A 17,825-nucleotide genomic window follows, 5' to 3' on the forward strand; every position below is an offset into this window, starting at 1 on the left:
CCGGACGCACTGCGCACGGAATCCCTTTCCATGCCCTTGATCTGCCCCCGTCGCCCCAAGGGAGGTTACGAAAGCACGACTGAAGAAGCTCCCAAGAAATCCTGAAGTTTTCTTCAGAATCGGGGGCACGGCGCCCGCCGGGCGCGGCATGATCCACCCCGATGAGAATTCTGTTGATCGAAGACGACCGCAAGGCCGCACGCCTGCTGGCCCGCGGGCTGCAGGAAGAAGGCTTCGTGGTCGATGTGGCGCACACGGCCGAGGAGGGCGACGAGGAAGCCTTCGTCATCGCCTACGACCTGATCGTGCTCGACTGGATGCTGCCCGGCAAGGACGGCCTGACCCTGTGCCGCGACCTGCGCCAGCGCGGCTGCAAGACCCCGGTGCTGATGCTCACCGCCCGCGACGGCCTGGGCGACCGCGTCGCCGGGCTGAACACTGGTGCTGACGACTACCTGACAAAGCCCTTCGCCTTCGACGAGCTGCTGGCGCGCGTGCGCGCCTTGCTGCGTCGCTCCGAGATCATGCGGCCCGTGGTGCTCACGCTGGCCGACCTGAGCCTCGATCCGCTGAGCCAGCGCGTGATGCGCGGCGGCATGGTGCTCGACCTGACGCACAAGGAGTTCGCGATCCTGCAGATATTGCTGCGCCATGCCGGCGAGGTGGTGAGCCGCTCCCGCCTGGCCGAGCAGGTGTGGAAGGACGACCTGATCGCCATCGACAACCTGATCGACGTGCACATCAGCAACCTGCGCCGCAAGGTCGACGCTCCGCCGGCGCCGCCGCTGATCCAGACCGTGCGCGGGCGCGGCTTCAGGCTGGCGCCGGCCGAAGACAACCCCGGCGGCGGCCATGCTGCTTAGCTTCCGCAGGCGGCTGGCGCTGGCGCACGTCAGCGTGATCGTGGTGGTGATGACGATCGCCGCCCTCGGCTCGTACTTCGTGTTTTCGCGCAACGTGCACGGCGAGCTCGACGCGGCGCTGCTCGCGCTGGCCGAGACCGAGCTCGGCATGCTGCTGTCGGCGAACGCCGGCGACGCGGTCATCGTGCACGAGGCACCGCCCGGTCCGGCCGCGCCTTCGTTCGTGCGGCTCGACCGGCTGGTGCAGATCGTCGACACCGAAGGCCGCGTGCTGGCGCGCAGCAGCAACCTCGGCGAAGCGCAACTGCCCATTCCGCCGGTGCTGCGCGAGCGCCTGGCCGCCGGCGAGACCGTGTTCGAGACGCTCGACGGCTTCGGCGAGGAGCCAACCCGCATGGTGTCGGTGCCCGTGCCCGGACATCAGAAGCTGCTGGCGGTGCAGGTCGCGGGCTCGCTCGACGACGTGAACCGCACCTTGGGGCTGGCGAGCGTGCTGTTCCTGATCCTCGGCATTTCCCTGCTGCTGGCGCTGGCCGCGGCGGGCGCGCTCATCACGCGGCGCGCCTTCGGCGCCATTGCCGACGTGGTGCAGCAGGCAAGGCACATCGGCGACGCCAACCTCGGCGAGCGCCTGCCGCACCCAGGCACGCGCGACGAGATCGGCCGGCTGGTCGACACCCTCAACGACATGCTGAGCCGCATCGAGAACGGCATGGAGGCGCAGCGCCGCTTTACTTCCGATGCTTCGCACGAGCTGCGCTCGCCGCTGTCGCGCCTGCGCACCGAGCTGGAACTCGCGCTGCGCCGGCCGCGCGAGCCGGCGGCATACGTCGAAACGCTGCATTCGTCATTGGAGGAAGTCGAGTCGCTCACGCTGCTGGTCGAGGAGCTGCTGGTGCTCGCCCGCATCGACGCCGGCCAGGAGCGCGACGCGGCCGAGAAGGTTTCGCTCAACATGCTGGCCGAGGACGCGGTGCGCCGCCTGGAGCCGATAGCCCGGGAGCGCCGTCTGTCGCTGGTGCTGGAGCCCGCGCCGCCGGTGGCCGCGCGTGTGGCGCGCGGCGCGGCCAGCCTGGCGCTGGCCAACCTGCTGGACAACGCGCTCAAGTTCTCGCCGCCCGGCACGGTGGTGAGCGTGAGCGTGCGCGCCGACCTGGAGGCCGACGAAGCAATCATCAGCGTTTCCGATCACGGGCCCGGCATTCGCGGCGACGAACTGCCGCACCTGTTCGAGCGCTTCTATCGCGGCGCCACCGCGCGCTCGGACGAGAAGACGCCGGGGCTCGGCCTGGGCCTGGCGCTGTCGCAGGCGGTGGTGCATGCGCACGGCGGGCGCATCGAGGCGGCGAACGAAGCGGGGGGCGGGGCTCGCTTCGACATGCGGTTGCGGCTGGCGCGTTGAGGATCAGGCACGGTCGCTGCTACAGCTTCCGACACCCATCAAGACAACCTTCATGAAGCATTTCATCGTCGAAATCAACTATCTCGTTCCGCTCGAAAGAATCCAGGAGTCCGTGCCGGCGCATCGCGCCTATCTGCAACTGGGCTACGACGCCGGCATGCTCCTGTGCTCCGGCCCGAAGGTGCCGGCGACCGGCGGGTTCATGCTGGCCCGCGCGGAATCGCTCTCCGCGCTCCAGGACTTCTTCGCGCAAGACCCGTTCCACACCCAGAAGCTCGCGAGCTTCACTTTCAGCGAGTTCAACCCGGTGAAGCGGCAGGGCTGGGCCGAGGCGTGGTTCGCCGCACCCTCGGCGGCTTGACTGCTACCGCGGCGCCGTCGCAGCTGCTGCAACGGGCGCCGGCGCATCTTCCCAGCCACCGCCCAGTGCCTTGTAGAGGCTCACTGTGTTGACCGCCTGCTTGAGCTGCAGCTCAATCCACTGCCGCTGCTCGATGTACAGCTCGCGCTGCGCATCGGCCCCGGCGAAGTAGTCTTCGAGCCCGTTGCGAAAGCGCGTGCGCGAGATCGTGGCCACCCTTTGCAGCGACTGCACGCGCGCCTGCTGGGCTTCGAGCTGCGGGCGCAGGTGGCTGTCGGCGATCAGCGCGTTGGCGGTTTCGCGCAACGCCTGCTGCACGGCATATTCATAACTCGCCATTGCGGCAGCCAGTCGCTCTTCGTTGGCGCTCAGGTTGGCCGAGCGGCGGCCCCAGTCGAAGATCGGCAGCGACACGCCGAGCACCGTGGCCCAGCTGCGGTTGCCCGAGCTCAGCAGGCTCGAGAACTCGCTGCTCAGGCCGCCGCCCACGGCGGTCAGTGAAAAGCTCGGATAGAACGCCGCCTTGGCCGCGCCGATGCCCGAGTTCGCGGCCTCGACGCGCGCATATGACGCCAGCAGGTCGGGCCTTCGCTGCAGCAGGCTCGCGGGCAGGCCCACGGGCACGTCTGCCACCGAGCGCTCCGGCCATGGGCGCTGTGCGCCTGTGGTGGCCGGAACCGGCTGCCCGACCAGCACCGTGAGCCATTGCAGATCCTGCCCCACGCGCATGCGGAATTCCTCGCGCTGAACGGCGGCGCGCTGCACCAGCGATTGCGAACGCAGCAGGTCGAGGTCCGATGTGCCGCCCGCCGTGCGGGCACGCTGCATCACGCCCGTGCTGTCGGTCTGGGTGGCAAGGTCCGACTCGGCCAGCGACAGCAGCGCACGGTCGGCGCGCAGCGTGAGGTAGGCGTTCGACACCTCGCCCACCAGGTTCATGCGCGCCGCGGCAAAGTCCCGGTCGCTGGCAGTGGCCTGCGAGCCCGCCTGCTTCACGCCAGCATCGACGCGGCCGAAGAAGTCGAGTTCATAGGCCATGATGCCGGCCTGCACGGCATAGGTGTTGCCCACGCTGCCGACCGCCTGGCTGTTGGTGACGACGCCGCTAGAGCTGAGCGACGTGATCTGGTTGCCGCGCCCGGCCGAGCCCACGAGACCGATCTCCGGAAACAGGCCGGAACGCGTGCCCGCGTACACGGCGCGGGCTTCCCGGGCCTTGGCGGCATACACGCGCAGGTCGCGGTTCTGCGACAGCGCGGTGCCGATCAGGCCGCGCAACTCGTCGTCGCGCACGAAGGCCTGCCATGCCATGGGCGCGGCATCGGCGCCAACCTTGCCCTCGGCCCATTGCGCGGGCACCTCGACATCGGCCGGCTTCAGCGGCGGCGTGAGGTTGCAGCCGGACAGCACCAGCACGGCGACCAGCAGCACCGTCAGCATAGGCGCGCTGCTTGCGAACATGCGCGGCATCGCCGGCATACGCGGCATATGCGGCCAACGCCAGCCTGCGCTGTCCATGAAGGCCAGCACGGCGCGCCCCGGCTTCACCTGCGTGGCGACATGGCTGGGCGGCAGGCTGAAGACATGCCGCACCAGCCGGTCGTGCACCGCTTCGTCGTGCGCGAAGGCCAGTTCGGTGCCGGCGCTGGAGCGGCCCGTCACCGTGGCCGCAACCCAGCCGACATGATCGACGTGGATGTCCAGTGCCTGCCCGACCGCGATGCGGCCCAGCGCGGTGCTGTTGAGCAGCCGCGCACCATCGCCCGCGATCTCGACGAAGCGGGCCGCACCCACGCCGGCCACGCTGCGCACGGTGGTGGCGGCGTCGTAAGGAAAGCGTTCGTCGTGCTCGGGGCGTGGGCGGTCGATGCAGGCGATCAGCGCGGCCAGGCAATACACGGTGGCGATGAAAGTCCACACCACATTGAGCACGTCGCCTGTTGTCATGGGGCTGCCGATGGCGCCCAGCGCACCCATCTCCATCGCGGCGATCAAGGCGCCGAACACCGCGACCAGGTTCCAGTGCACCACCGTCCTGGTGCGGTCCTGCCCCTTGGCCGTGACCTTGAAGGGCCGCCCAAAGGGCCGGATCAGCGCCGAGACGATGGTGCGCGTGACCGCCATCGCGGCCACGATCTGCGTCACCTCGGTGAACACCGGCAGGCAGCGGCGCTGGCTGATCCAGTAGGTGTAGCCCCAGAACATGACGAGCGGCGGCAGGCCGTACATGGCAAAGGCCCGGGGCGTGGCATGGAAGGCCGAGGCGCCCGTGTACCAGTAGAGCGCGGGCGCCGCCAGGATCAGCAGGATGAAGGGCTTGGTGAGCCAGTGCAGCAGGCCGTGCCCGTAATGCAGCCGCGCCGTGAAGCTGTAGCCCTTTCCGCGCAGCGGGCCGTCGCGCAGCAGCGCCACCTGGATCGTGCCCAGGCACCAGCGGCTGCGCTGGTTGATGTAGTCGATGATGCTGTCCGCCGACAGCCCGTTCGACAGCCGCTCGTTGAGCCAGCGCGTGACCCAGCCGAAGCGCATCAGCGTGTAGGTGGTGTAGATGTCTTCGCACACGCTGCCTGTGGGAAAGCCGCCGGCGGAGGTGATGGCGTCGCGCCGCACGATGAACGAAGTGCCGACGCAGAACGCCACGTCGGCCGCGTCCTTGGCGGGCTGCAGCACGTCGAAGAACACGCGCTGCTCGTCGACCCAGCTGTCGGTGGCGCGCAGGTTGTGCTGAATGGGGTCGGCGTTGTAATAGAACTGCGGCGTCTGCACCAGGCCCACCTTCGACGTCGGATCGTCGAACAGGCCGAGCACGCGGTAGACGATGTTGCGATGGGGCGCGAAGTCGGCATCGAGCACCAGGATGTAGGGCGCGTTGGTTCGCCGGGCCGATTGCCGCAGCCCGTTGTTGAGGTTGCCCGCCTTGGCGTGCGCGTTGTCGGGCCGGCGCGCATAGTGCACGCCTTTTCGCGCGCAGTAGTCGCGCAGCCAGTCGCGCCGCGTGTCGTCGAGCACCCAGACATTCACATGCGGATAGTCGATGGCCTGCGCGGCGAGGATGGTCTTCTCGAGCACGCCGATCTCTTCGTTGTAGGTGCAGATGAAGACATCGACGGCAGGCACGTCGGCACCGCGCTTGCGCAGCATGGCCTCGCCAGCGTCCGCCTGCGCGTGGTTGTCGCGGCGGCGCGAGAGCATCTGTATCGACAGCAGGGTGTAGAGGATCGACACCATCTCGAACACCAGGAACACCCAGCCCATCAGCGTGCCGAAGCCCAGGTCCGCCGGCGGCAGCGTCTCGGCCAGCCGCCACGCCACATAGCGCACCAGCACCAGCGCGGTGAGAAAGCCGAACAGCACGCGATGCGACGCACGGTCGGCGCGCGCGTGGAAGACCATGATCAGGGCCAGGCCCACGACCATCAGATTGACCCTGAATTCAGGTGTATCGATCAGTTCGAACATGGCTTTGCTCCTGTGACGGTGGTTGTTCCGGTGAACGGGTTCCAGCCCTTGGCGGCCAGTGCGATCCAGGCCGTGGCGCCCAGGTGGGGCCAGCGGTAGTAGAAGAAGTCGGGCCCCTTGGAATCCGGCCCGATGGCCAGCCCGGTCGATATGCGCGGGCTGGGCGTGGCGTAGTACAGGCCGTTGGGCGCGCGCTGCGAGGCCAGCAGTTGCCACAGCGCCTCGGGCGCCGCGCCCTTGACGGCCACCAGCGTGGCGGCGGCCTGCGCGCTGCCCTCGGTCCAGATGCCGTCGGGCTGGCGCGAGAAGCCGTAGCCGGCGCCGAAGCGGTGATTGGCATCGACCCACGCAAGCCCGGCCTGCCATGCGCAATGGCCCGGCGGCGCGGCGAGCACGGGCCACAGCTGCGCATCGAGGCCCGAGGCCGTGTTGGAGACGGTGGCGCCGTCGGGCTGCGTGCCGATGTAGAAGCGTTGCTCGCCCTTGTCCCACATGCGCTCGACGAAGGCCAGCGCGGTGGCGGCCTGTCGCTTCTGCCCGGGGCGTTCGCCGGAGCGGGCGGCCCATGCGGCGGCCATGGCGATGTCGGTGTTGTGCTCGGTCGACTTCCAGGCCTGCACGGCCTGCCTGTCGTCCCAGCCATACCAGCCGCCGCTGTAGCCATCGGGCGCGACGCTCGAACGCGTGCGTTGCTCGATCCAGGCCAGCAGCCTGGCGGTGGCATCGGCATAGCGCGGGGAGGGCGCCGACTGTTCCACGTTCAACAGCAGCAGCGCGGCCCACGCCACGTTGCCGGTCGCAGTGCTGACCTGGTAGGCGTCGGCGATCCACTGGTTCTTGTCCGCGTCCCAATAGCCGGACAGCACGGGCTTGGCGTCGGCCAGCAGGCCGGCGCGGTAGGCGTTGCGGATGCGGCCGTCCGGGTAGTGCGGGTCATGCTCCACGGCCAGCACCATCGCATCGGCGATGCGTTTTGCCGACGCGGTGTCGCCGCATGCGAGCAGTGCGATGCCGGCAAGCGCGTTGTCGTACACGAAGGCCACGTTTGCAAGGCTTGGCGCGAGTTCAGGCACGCCGTCGATCTGTGCCTCGGTGCGGTAGCTGGGCAGCAAAAGCGGCGTCGACGAATCCCCCCGGCTGCTGAACGCGACGGCGCGGCGCAGGCCATCGCAGCTTTGCCGCGCGAGCATCTGTTGCGCTGGGCTGTCGGCTGCCGGTGCTTGCGGTGCATGGAGGCACAGCATCGCCGCCATCGCCAGCGCGCATCGTTGAACAAGGTTTGCGTGATCCATCGCCTGCCTTCATCGGCGTCGTGGATTCAGGCTTTGCGCTAAGACGCCAGCCTCGCCGATACCACCTTGCCGGGCGCGCACAGGCCGCGCTGTGCTATCCACCCCGGGTTGTCGGATTCGACACGCGCCACCGCATACACCGAGCCTTGCTCGGCGAACGGGAAGGGCACGGCATAGCGGCTCTGGAAATCTTCTGGAGCGACCGGCAACAACTGGGTAACGCGTGCTGACACTTCCGCGCCGCCGTCATCGGTTTTCACGGCGATGGTCGAGCCCATGTTGAGCTTCTTGGCCACGCGCGGGGGAAAGACCGCGACCACTTCGATGCGGCTGCAGTCGGTCATGCGCACCAATGTGGCACCCTGCGGCACAAAACTGCCCTGCGGCATCAGCACCGAATTCACCTGGCCCGGCTGCATCGCACGCACCTCGAAGGCGGCCATGCGGTCGATGCGGCTGCGCTCCTCGGCTTCCAGCGCGGTCACCTCGCGCAGCTGCTGACGCAAGGCTTCGCTGTCGTGCTGGGCGCGCTCGATGGCGCCGCTCAGTGTTTCGCGCCGGCTGGCGAGCGTCTGGTAGACGGTGGCACCGCCGCCGCCCACGAACACCCCGCGGCTCGCGCTCGCCATGCTCTGGCCGAGGCCTGAATAAGCCTGCTCGGCCACCGCCGCGTTGGCGCGCGAGATGCTCAGTTGCGCCTGCGCGGCGTCCATGGCTTGCGGGCTCACGGCGCCTTCGTCGAGCATGGCGGACGTGCGGCGCACTTTCTGTTCCTGCTCGGCCACGCTGGATTGCGCCACTTCGCGCTGGCGTTGCGCTATCTGCCACGCATCGCGCGTCTGCGCCATCGATGCGGTGCGGTACAGCTTGACCTGCTGCTCCACGAACTGAAGCTCTTCGCCCGATGCATTGACCTGGTTCGTCAACTGCGCCACCTGGCTCTGCAACGCGAGACGCTGCGTGCTGAGCGTGGTGAGGATGTCTCTGTTGATGGTCGGGTTCTGCACAGTGGCCACCACCGCGCCGGCCTCCACCTTGTCGAGCGCGCGCACCGTCATGTGCGTGACCACCCCGCTGATGGGCGAAGTGACCAGCGTCACCGGTGCTTGCAGCACGGAGCGCGTGGCCTGCCTGGACACCAGCGGCTGGATCAGCGTGGTGACGACGAGCCACAGCACGAAGGCCAGCAGTGCGTACCCCGCGATGCGCGGCACCAGCGACTCCGCCGTACCGCCTCGCCATCGCCGCAAGCGTTCATGCAATGCGGAGTCTTCCGCTTTCGCAACGTGCTGCGATTCCTGGACAGTGCTTGCGTTCATTGGCGCCTCGCAATCGATGACGTGGTGACTTTTCAGGACCGGCGTCTCCGCTGTCGTGGCACATCATTGGGGCGCGCCATCTGCTTTGCTGCAATGCAGCAATACACATGCCAAAAGTGAATTATTTCTGCTTACAAAGGCAACCGAATGTGCATTCAGGCCGCGAGTACCAGCACCTTGAACTGGCTCGGCACGATGCGCATGCCGATGATGTTGCAGCGGTTCTGCACCGACAGGCTGGTCATGCGCGTGCACGGCGTGCCTTTCAGCAGCACGGTGAAGGCGCCGGTAATGTGGCGCGAAGGTCCCATCACCGTCTGTGAGACCACGCCCATCAGCACCCCGGCGTTGTCGCCGTTGGTGATGGGCGTGACGGTCGCCAGGTTGTGCGCGGGCGTGCCGCCGTACAGGATGTTCCAGGCGTTGGGGATGGCGGTCGGCCCCAGGGCGAAGTTGGGATAGGGAATCGGCAGCGCCGGCGGCGTCTTGCAGACGTCGGGAAAGGCGAGGTCGACGCCCATCATCTGTGCATTGGCAAACATGGCAACGGCTCCTTGGGGTCAACCCATGTGAATCTGCTCGGCATCGACCTTGACCAGCCCCTTGCTGGTCAGCAGCGTGTTCTTCGAATGCAGGCGCAGGGTCTGTTCGGCCTGTATGTCGAGCTGGCCGGCACGCACCTGTTCCACTTCCTCGGTCAGGCGAAAGCTCGAGCGGGTGAGCAGGTTGAGGCGATCCAGCACCACCTCGCAGGCGCGCCCGACGAAGCGCGACACCAACACGCTGAAGCGGATGCTGGCGCCCTGGTAGTCCATCTCGCCGATCTCGCAACGGGCCTGCCGGGCCTGGGCGCGCCACTCGGGCGACTGCATGGCGATCGAGGTGTCCGACTCCAGCGCCATGGGGCCGGCGCTATGTGCGCGGATGCCGCCCGAGCGCGACACCAGCGTCAGGTCGCCGTCCACGGCCAGCGTCGCCTGCCGCGGGTCGGCCTGGACGACCACCGCGATGACGAAGCTCTCGCCCTGGCGGGTCGAGGTGATCAGCACCGTATCGCCCGGCGCAGGCAGCAGCAGGCAGCTGGCAACGCGGCGGCAGCGCAGCGATCCCTGCCCGTCGTCGAGGCCGACCTCGAACCAGAGGTCGCCATCGCTGGCGATGACCGTGGCGGTCCGCGTGCCGGAGTCCGTGCGGGCTGCATGCGAAGGGCGCTGCATCAGCGGATCCAGCACGCCTTGCGTTTCATGGTGTGCGGTTGCGATCGTGTCGCAGGCGATGGTCCGGGTGGCGGTCATAGGTTGTCTTTCTTGGGGCGGCGGCCATGGATGTCGCGGTCCAGGCGGGATGCGCGCTCGGGCTGCTCCAACGTCACCTTCTCGGCTTCGTGCAGCGCAGGGTCGCGGTCCAGCGTACCCAGGCGGGTGCTGAACCTGGCGCCGTCCAGATCGGCGCGATGGAACACAGTGCGCAGGAAGGCGGCGTCGCGGAAGTCGGCCTGCACCAGCGAGGCGCAGGAAAAATCGGCGTAGTCCAGGCGGCTGCCGGCGAACGAGGCCTGCCCACAGTGCGCGCGATGGAAGACGCCTTGCTCGAGCTGCGCCTGCGAGAAGTCCGCGCCGTCGAGATGCGCGTCGACCCAGATGCTGTTCTGGAAGTGGCCGCGCCGGGCATCGGCGCCGCGCAGGTCGGCCTCGGGAAACAGGCACTGCATGGCTTGCGCCCCTGCCAGCACCGCGTTGCGCAGGTCGGCGCCCTTGAAGTTGCACTGCGTGAGGCGTGCATCGCGGAACCGGCACGCCGTCAGCACCGCATCGATGAACTGGCAGAGATGGAACTGCTGGCCGGAGAAGTCCTGTCCCGCAAGATCCGCCTCGCTGAAGATCGCGTTCGTGAAGCTGGCTCCGGCGTAGCACGTGTCCTTCAGCGTCGCGCGAAAGAAGATGGTCGACGAGAAAGCCACCCCGTTGAAGGACGTGCCCGTCAGGTCGCACTCGGAGAACACGGCCTTTTCAAGGCTGGCATGGTCCAGGCAGGCGTGGTGCAGCTTGCTCTGGTGGAAGTTCGCCTGGTCCATGAAGGCCTCTTCCAGCCGAACGCCCGAAAGCGTGCAGCCGCTGAACACCGAATGCGGCATGGAGGCCGAATCCAGCACCGCGTCCTGCAGGCTGCACTCGTGGAAGGCGGTGCGCGTCAGCTCTGCCGCCGGCAGCCGCGACTGGTCGAAGCGGCATTTCTCGAAGATGGATTCGCCCAGCTGCGCGGCATCGGCCTGAACGCCCCGGAAGCTGCATTCGCTGAACACGCCGCCGCGCAGGTCGATGCCCCTCATGTCCATGTCGCTGAAGTCCTTCTCGCGGATCGGCTCACCGTTGCGGACCTGGGCTGCCAGCGTCTCGGCGTTCACGCCTTGCCCGCCTCGGGGCGCCGGGGCAGCGTCTTCATCTGGTCGATATGTGCGCCCAGGGTGAGCGTGCCGGGGCTGATGAGGACCTGGGCGACATCGGCACGGAACAGGTTGGCCTCGCCCAGGTCGGCATCGACCAGGCAGGCCTTCTGGAGATTGGCATTCATGAGATTGGCGAGCCGCAGGGAGGCGCGCGTGAAATCGGCGCGGATGAAGAGGCTGTCGGGCGCCGCCGCCGCGCGCAAGTCCGCGCCCTTGAGCGACGCGCAGGAGAAGTCGCAGGTATCGAGCGTGGCCCGTCTGAAGCTCGCGCCATCGAGCGGCAGCTCGCGCAAGGTGCAATGCACCAGCGTGGCGTCCTCGAAGTCGGCCTCGCGAAGATCGGTGGTGCCGACGAAGCTGGTGGTCTTGAGCAGGGCATGCCTGAACCGGATGCCCTTGTGCAGCGGCGTGTGGGCCCAGCTGCAGGCTTCGACGGTGGCGCCGGAAAAATCCACCGACTCGAATTCGGCCTGCACGAACAGCACCTTTTCCAATCGCGCCTCACCGAAGTCGCAGCGCGTCAGCCGGCAGCGTTCGGCCATGCTCACGTAGCTCAGGTCGGCGCGCCGCAGGCTGCAATCGGCCAGCTCGATCCCCTGCAGCAGCAGATGGCTCCACGTCGCTTCGTCGAGACAGCAGCCTTCGAGGCGCAGCTTTTCCATCTGCGTGCGCTCGAAGCGGGCCTGCGCGAAGTTGGTGTTTTCGCAGCGGGCGAGGCTGAGGTTGGCACGCTCCAGGTTGCAGCCCGTCAACGAGGCCTGGCGCAGGTCGGCGCGCACCAGCACCGATTGGCTCAAGTCGGTGCCATCAAGGCGGGTGCCTTGGAGGCGGGCGCCTTCCAGCAACGTCTGATGCATGCGGGCGCCTCGCAGATCGAGGCCCGACAGGTCGCAGCCCGTCAGGTCCATGGCGGACAGATCGCGGTCCGAGGCCATGGCGGCGAGCACGCGTTCGCGCGCCTGCGCATTCTGTTCGGCGACCATCGGTTCGGCAGCGGCCTGGTGGTGGGCCCCCATGCGGTACAGCGCCAGCATGTCCTTCTGGCCCCGCTGTCCTAGGGCCTGCAGCTCGGAGTGCTCGGCGGCGCTCATGGCAGGGATGCCCGTGGCCGCTGCGATGCCGCCCAGCCCCCTGACGATGGTTTCGGCCTCGAATTTCGGCGGGCCCTTGAGCTGCGCGTTCTGGCTTTCTTCGATGATCCGGCTGCTGTCGAAGCCCGCCTTGCGCGACTCGGATGCGTTGTCGCGGGCCGCCTTCGCGACTTCCTGCCTGGCTTCCTCCAGCTTGCGTTCCTGCTCGCGCTGGTAGGCGCGTGTGTTCTCGATGAACTCGGGCAGTTCGGCCAGCGTGGGCATCTTGTCGAAAGGCTTCGGCAGCGGCCGTTCGCGGAAATGGCGCGGCTTGTGGCCTGCCTCCAGGCCGCGCGCCGTCAGTTCGGCGCGCAGGCGCTCGCCCTTGTCCTTGATGTTCCTTGCCAGGATCGATTCGCGCGCGTCGATCTGGTCCAGCCAGGGGCCGATGGCCGAGGCCGGCAGCAGTTCCTCGTCGAGGAGCGCATGGATCGCGCCTTTCTCGAGGTTGCAGCGGTTCTCGAAGACCTTCCCGTAGTGGGAGAGGGGGCGCGGCGGGCTGTCCGCCAACTCCATCGCCGGCATGACGTGCGTGATGTCCGCGGCATCGTCTTCGGTGATGAGCGTCTCGCCGTGATGGATCAGCATGACCTGCGCCACATGCGGGAAGAACCAGGCGGTGGTCAGCCGCAGCGATACCTCTTCCAGCGCAAGGGGCTGGGCAGACTTTCTCGCCACGAAGCCGCGTGCGCGCAGGTCCGGAAGCCGTCCGCGCAGCACCGCATGCTCGGGGTGCATGTTCCAGATTTCGTAGGGCGCAGCCGCGGGAATGGACAGTTCGTCGGTCCAGCGTTGTTCCACAGCAGCGGCGTTGAAGAACTGCCAGTCCATGTCGCGCGCGAAGCCGGGATAGAGCGTCTCGCGCCATTGGTCGCCGTAGTCCGTTCCCAGCAGCTTCATGCGCTCGGGCAGATCGACGTCCATCGCACCCGGGCAGGCGGGGGCCGGACGCCGGTCGGGGCGATCCATGCCATGGCCCGGGCGTTCGACGTTGGGAAGCCGCTGCACCAGCAGGCCGTTGACCATCTCGGGTGCGTACCCGATGCCCGCGGGGTTGGCGGCGAAGCCGGGGCCGCCGAAGGCGTGCTGCCAGTCCAGGCGCATGGTGTCGAAAGCTTGCGGTTCGGTGGCGCGGCCATCCAGCCAGTAGCGGTCGCCCGAAACGAGGAACTGGCGCCGCAAGACGCCGACGCGCAGGTCGACCGCGCAGCGTGTCTTGTCCTGCTGGTGGCACGTGTAGGCCTGGCCGCTCACCAGGAACTCGGGGCGCAGCTTGGGAATGCCGAGATCGATCGCCGACTGGTTTCCCACTTCGGCGGAGACGGTCTTCCAGAGCTCCGTCTCCGGCAGCAGCACGCCCCCTTCGCCGAGGGTGTGCATGCCGATCACGGTGATCGCGAGGCGCTGGCTTTGCGCGCGCAGGAAGGGCCGCGTCAGGACGCTCAGGCGCAGGGGTTTGATGGTCTTCACGGCTGGATCAGCGCCTTGCGCCGCGAATCACCAGCGGGGTGCGCGTGCGGTCGATGGCCAGCCGTGACGGGTCCCGCGGGTCCTGCAGCAGATGAACGTCGGGCCGGCCCGCGGAGAAATGGGCCAGCAGGTCCTCGTCGATGAGCGTGCGCAAGGTAGTCTGATGCTCGATGCCGGCGGCATCGGTGTAGGCGACGCCCAACTGCACGGCCGTCATCCGCTGTCCGACGGGACCGCGCCGGGAATAGCCGCTGGGCGAGCGCAGCACGGAAACCGCGACGCCCTGCAACGGGCGCCCGTCGGCCTGCAGCTGCTGCCACAGCCGGCCTTCGTCGGTATAGGCGCGATGGCTCATCAGCGACACCGCGAGCACGATTCCGGCGAGCGCGATCACGCCCAGGCTGACGATACCGAACACCCCCCACAGAATGATCTCGAGCACGCTTTCCACGCCTCAGAGCAGGACCTTGAGCGCCTGGATGCCGGCGCGCAGACCGCCCGTCGTGATCTCCGTGCCCACGAGCTGGATGAGCGCACCTGCGTCCCCCAGCGACATGGCCTTGTTCTTCCACTCCGCGCCGACGGCCTCCAGCTTCACGCCGATGGCCTGCGCCTGCACGCCGATGGCCGCCGAACGCACGGCCAGCACGCCCAGCGAAATGCCCGACACGTCCATGTTCAGGCCGATGCCGCCCAGGCGGAACCACTTCCAGTCGCTGCTCTTGGCGTAGTTGTTGGTGTAGTTGGTGGTGTTGTTGATGTAGACCGAGCTCTGGTTGTTGTAGTTGACGGAAGTGGTGTTGTAGACCGTGGTGTTGATGACGTGCTGCGTCGTGTTGTGGATGTGGTTGGTGGTGTTGAAGGTCACATCCGGCGAGGTGTGCACCGTGGGGCCCGTGACCGTGGTGGTCGAGGGGCCGTTGACCAGCACCGTGTTGGAGGTGTCGATGGTGTCCTGCCGGCCAGCGCTGACGAAGCGCACTTCCTGCCCGTCGATGGTGCCGTGGTAGCCGCCGGTGATGGCCGAGTTGACGCCGCCCGTGATGGTGTCGTTCAGACCGCCGCTGAGCACGCGCGTCTTGCCGCCCGAGATGGTCTGGTTCACGCCGCCGCTCACGGTTTCAGTGAAGCCGCCGGTCACGCTGCGGGTGTCGCCGCCGGTGATGGTTTCCCTGGCGCCGGCGGTGATGTCACGCGTTTCGCCGTCCTGGTAGGTGGCCGACTCGTGGCCCTTGATGAGCGTGGTGCGGGTGCCGTCGGTGGTGTGGGTTTCGTCGGCCTCCACCTCGACGTCGAGGTTGCGCTCGGCATGCAGCAAGATCTGCTCGGCGCCCGTGCGGTCCTCGAAGCGCAGCATGTTGGCCTGGTTGGCCGCGCCGCCGCTGCTGGAGCGCGTGAGGATGCCGCTGGCCGTGGCGTTGGCGGGCAGTTCCCAGGGCGGCATCTGGTCGCTGTTGTAGACGCGGCCGGTGATGATGGGGCGGTCGGGTTCGCCGCCGATGAAATCGACGATCACTTCCTGGCCCACGCGCGGCATGTGCATGGTGCCGAAGTTCGCGCCGGCCCAGTTGCTCGACACGCGCACCCAGCATGAGCTGTTCTCGTCGGACTGGCCGTAGCGGTCCCAGCGGAACTGCAGTTTCACGCGGCCGAAGCGGTCGGTCCAGATTTCTTCGGGGCCGACCACGGTGGCGGTCTGCGGGCCGTTGGTGCGCGGGCGCGGCGTCTTGCGCGCGGGTCGGTAGGCCACGCTCGAAGGCAGCACGGTGAAGTCGAACTCGCAGACCGATTCACTGCTGCCGCCGCTGGAGTACTCGGGCTCCTGCAGGTCATAGCGGGTCTCGGTGACGAGGTACTCGCGGTTGTCGGCCTCGCGCGGGCAGTGCGTCATCTGGAACAGGTAGCCCGGCGCCATGCCCACGACGTTGGTGTGGCCCATGGCCAGCTCGTGCGCGCACTGCAACTCCTGCAGGCGGATCTTGGCGTAGGCGTCGCCCTGCTGGTGCTCGCTGTAGCCGCCGAGCCATTCATACACCTCGTAGGTCGAATGGTCGTGGCCCTTCGGGTCTTGCTGCACGCTTTGCAGCGAGGCGCGCGACTTCCTGAAGTCGAAGTCGTCGAGCATCACGCGGCCCGAGGTGATCTGCTCGGACACGCGCCACTGGTCGATGCAGGGCTCCATCGCATTGAGCACGCGGTCGCGCGGGCGGTAGGGAATGGTGGCGTGGCCGGGCAGGGGCGCGTAGCCGCCGGTGTCGTCGCACAGCACCAGCAGGTGGGTGCCGTTGCCGTGCTCGAAGTGGTAGGCAATGCCTTCGTGCTCCATGAGCCGGCTCACGAAGGCGAAGTCGCTCTCCTGGTACTGCACGCAGTTTTCCCAAGGGCGGTAGCTGGCCGTGAGGCGCTTCTCGAACTCGAAGCCGTACTTGCCCAGCACCTCGTCGAGCACCTCGGGCACGCTCTTGTTCTGGAAGATCCGGCTGTCTGTGGTGCGCGTGAGATACCAGAGCCAGGGCTGCACCAGCGCACGGTAGACGTAGTGGCGGCCGGTTTCGTTGGCGCGGCCCACCAGTTCGAAGCGCACCACGGTGCCGTTGAGAAAGCGCGGGCCGCCATCGTCGGCCAGCTCCAGCGTGAGCGAGGTGCCCAGCAACTGCTTGAGCTCGATGTTGAAGCTGGTGCCGACCATGTCCACCTCGAACTCGAAGAGTTGCGAGAGGCCCTCCTGCCCGCGCATTGCGCGGAACTTGAGTTGCTCGGCGCCGAGGACGGTGTGGACTTGGACGGTACGCGGCATTCGGAACTTCCCTGACTCTGCAGGCTTGCACAAATGCAAACCCTTTGTGAACCAGTCTAGAAATTCCTCATGTCACATGCATGACGCACAAGCCGCCGACGCCGACCTGTTTCCCTCTGAAACAGGCGTAGAAAAAGCTCTTACATCGAGGCTTCCAGCATCGCCTTGTAGTCGTCGCGCGTGGCCAGGCGCGGGTTGGTCTTGTGGCAGTGGTCGGCCATGGCGCCGTCGATGATCTTCTCGAACATGGCGGGCGTCACGCCCACTTCGGCGAGGCCCTTCGGCAGGCCCAGGCGCGCGTTCATGTCGCGGATGGCATCGCCAAGGTCGCCGGCCGAGTCGAGGTGCATGGCCTGCGCCATGCGCTGCAGGCGCTGCTCCTTGCGCACCGAATCGGCACCCGCGTTGAAGTGGATCACCGCCGGCAGGAAGAGGGCGTTGAGCGTGCCGTGATGCAGGCGTGGATCGACGCCGCCCAGGCTGTGGCTCAGCGAATGCACGCAGCCCAGCCCCTTCTGGAAAGCCATTGCGCCCTGCATCGACGCGCTCATGAGGTTCAGCCGCGCCTCGCGGTCGCTGCCGTCCTTGGTCGCGCGTTCGATGTGGCCCCAGGCGCGCTCGAGCCCGTCAAGGCCGATGCCGTCGGCCGGCGGGTTGAATGCGGACGACATGAAGGTCTCCATGCAATGCGCGATGGCGTCCATGCCGGTGGCTGCAGTGAGCTTGGGCGGCAGGCCGAGCGTGAGTTCGGGGTCGCAGATGGCGGCCTTGGGCATCAGGAACCAGCTGTGGAAACCCAGCTTGCGGTGGTCGTCGACGATGACGATGGCGCCGCGCGCCACCTCGCTGCCCGTGCCGCTGGTGGTGGGTACGGCAATGAGCGGCACCACGCGCTCGGTGATGCGGGGCGAGCCGCCCTCGATGGTCGCGTAGGTCTTGAGCGGGCCTTCGTGCGTGGCTGCTATGGCCACGCCCTTGGCGCAGTCGATGGCCGAGCCGCCGCCCACTGCGATCAGGCCGTCGCAGCGGCCGCTGCGGTACAGCTCGACGGCGGCGCGCACGGCGGCCTCGGTCGGGTTGGAAGGCGTCTGGTCGAACACCGACACCTCCAGATCCGCGACGGCGTCCAGCGCCTTCTGCAGCACGCCCGCGGCGCGCACGCCGGCGTCGGTCACGATCAGCGGGCGGTTGATGCCGATGCGCGCGCATTCGCTGGACAGCAGCTTGATCGCGCCGAATTCGAACTGGATCTGGGTGAGGTATTGGATGAGTGCCATGGGGTGGTG

13 protein-coding genes are annotated in these 17,825 nt (G+C 67.7%); 3 read left to right on the top strand and 10 right to left on the bottom strand.

The genetic code is table 11. The annotated features are described in order from the left end of the window. Positions 1-161 precede the first annotated feature (161 nt). Genes ACQY8B_RS10655 through ACQY8B_RS10665 form a run of 3 tightly spaced genes read left to right on the top strand, consistent with a single transcriptional unit; the run spans position 162 to position 2,626 of the window. Positions 162-863 carry a response regulator transcription factor gene (locus tag ACQY8B_RS10655; RefSeq protein WP_422086675.1) on the top strand — a complete coding sequence of 234 codons (702 nt, stop codon included), beginning with the start codon at positions 162-164 and terminating at the stop codon, positions 861-863. Then, positions 856-2,265, top strand: a complete 1,410-nt coding sequence (locus tag ACQY8B_RS10660) for a sensor histidine kinase (RefSeq protein WP_422089177.1) — start codon at positions 856-858, stop codon at positions 2,263-2,265. The genes ACQY8B_RS10655 and ACQY8B_RS10660 overlap by 8 nt, the downstream gene beginning before the upstream one ends. A gap of 52 nt (positions 2,266-2,317) precedes the next feature. Next, a complete protein-coding gene (locus ACQY8B_RS10665; RefSeq protein WP_422086676.1) occupies positions 2,318-2,626 on the top strand; it encodes a YciI family protein in 309 nt (102 codons plus the stop codon). A gap of 3 nt (positions 2,627-2,629) precedes the next feature. On the opposite strand, the gene ACQY8B_RS10670 is transcribed toward ACQY8B_RS10665, so the two are convergent. The 10 genes from ACQY8B_RS10670 to ACQY8B_RS10715 form a co-directional block, all read right to left on the bottom strand. Then, positions 2,630-6,085 (bottom strand): efflux transporter outer membrane subunit, encoded by a 3,456-nt coding sequence (locus ACQY8B_RS10670; protein ID WP_422086677.1) that lies wholly within the window; start codon positions 6,083-6,085, stop codon positions 2,630-2,632. Beyond that, the gene (locus ACQY8B_RS10675; protein ID WP_422086678.1) at positions 6,073-7,377 is read right to left on the bottom strand and encodes a hypothetical protein; all 1,305 of its coding nucleotides are present in this window, start codon (positions 7,375-7,377) and stop codon (positions 6,073-6,075) included. Before ACQY8B_RS10675 ends, ACQY8B_RS10670 begins: the two co-directional genes overlap by 13 nt. Before the next feature lie 38 nt (positions 7,378-7,415). Then, the gene (locus ACQY8B_RS10680; protein WP_422086679.1) at positions 7,416-8,696 is read right to left on the bottom strand and encodes an HlyD family secretion protein; all 1,281 of its coding nucleotides are present in this window, start codon (positions 8,694-8,696) and stop codon (positions 7,416-7,418) included. A gap of 155 nt (positions 8,697-8,851) precedes the next feature. Further along, positions 8,852-9,238, bottom strand: coding sequence for a DUF4150 domain-containing protein (locus tag ACQY8B_RS10685; RefSeq protein ID WP_422086680.1), 387 nt, complete (start codon positions 9,236-9,238; stop codon positions 8,852-8,854). Positions 9,239-9,256: 18 nt separating this feature from the next. Next, complete coding sequence (locus ACQY8B_RS10690) at positions 9,257-9,991, bottom strand: DUF3540 domain-containing protein (protein WP_422086681.1); 735 nt, start codon at positions 9,989-9,991, stop codon at positions 9,257-9,259. Continuing rightward, complete coding sequence (locus ACQY8B_RS10695) at positions 9,988-11,100, bottom strand: pentapeptide repeat-containing protein (protein ID WP_422086682.1); 1,113 nt, start codon at positions 11,098-11,100, stop codon at positions 9,988-9,990. Before ACQY8B_RS10695 ends, ACQY8B_RS10690 begins: the two co-directional genes overlap by 4 nt. Beyond that, positions 11,097-13,742, bottom strand: a complete 2,646-nt coding sequence (locus tag ACQY8B_RS10700) for a DUF2169 family type VI secretion system accessory protein (RefSeq protein WP_422086683.1) — start codon at positions 13,740-13,742, stop codon at positions 11,097-11,099. The genes ACQY8B_RS10695 and ACQY8B_RS10700 overlap by 4 nt, the downstream gene beginning before the upstream one ends. Positions 13,743-13,749: 7 nt before the next feature. Beyond that, positions 13,750-14,184 carry a hypothetical protein gene (locus ACQY8B_RS10705; protein WP_422086684.1) on the bottom strand — a complete coding sequence of 145 codons (435 nt, stop codon included), beginning with the start codon at positions 14,182-14,184 and terminating at the stop codon, positions 13,750-13,752. A 12-nt stretch (positions 14,185-14,196) separates the two neighbouring features. Further along, positions 14,197-16,539 (bottom strand): type VI secretion system Vgr family protein, encoded by a 2,343-nt coding sequence (locus tag ACQY8B_RS10710; RefSeq protein WP_422086685.1) that lies wholly within the window; start codon positions 16,537-16,539, stop codon positions 14,197-14,199. Positions 16,540-16,679: 140 nt separating this feature from the next. Continuing rightward, positions 16,680-17,816, bottom strand: a complete 1,137-nt coding sequence (locus tag ACQY8B_RS10715; RefSeq protein WP_422086686.1) for an iron-containing alcohol dehydrogenase — start codon at positions 17,814-17,816, stop codon at positions 16,680-16,682. Positions 17,817-17,825 lie beyond the last annotated feature (9 nt).

Origin of the sequence: Variovorax sp. (genome assembly GCF_965279555.1) — a bacterium.
Taxonomy (GTDB): Bacteria; Pseudomonadota; Gammaproteobacteria; order Burkholderiales; family Burkholderiaceae_C; genus Variovorax.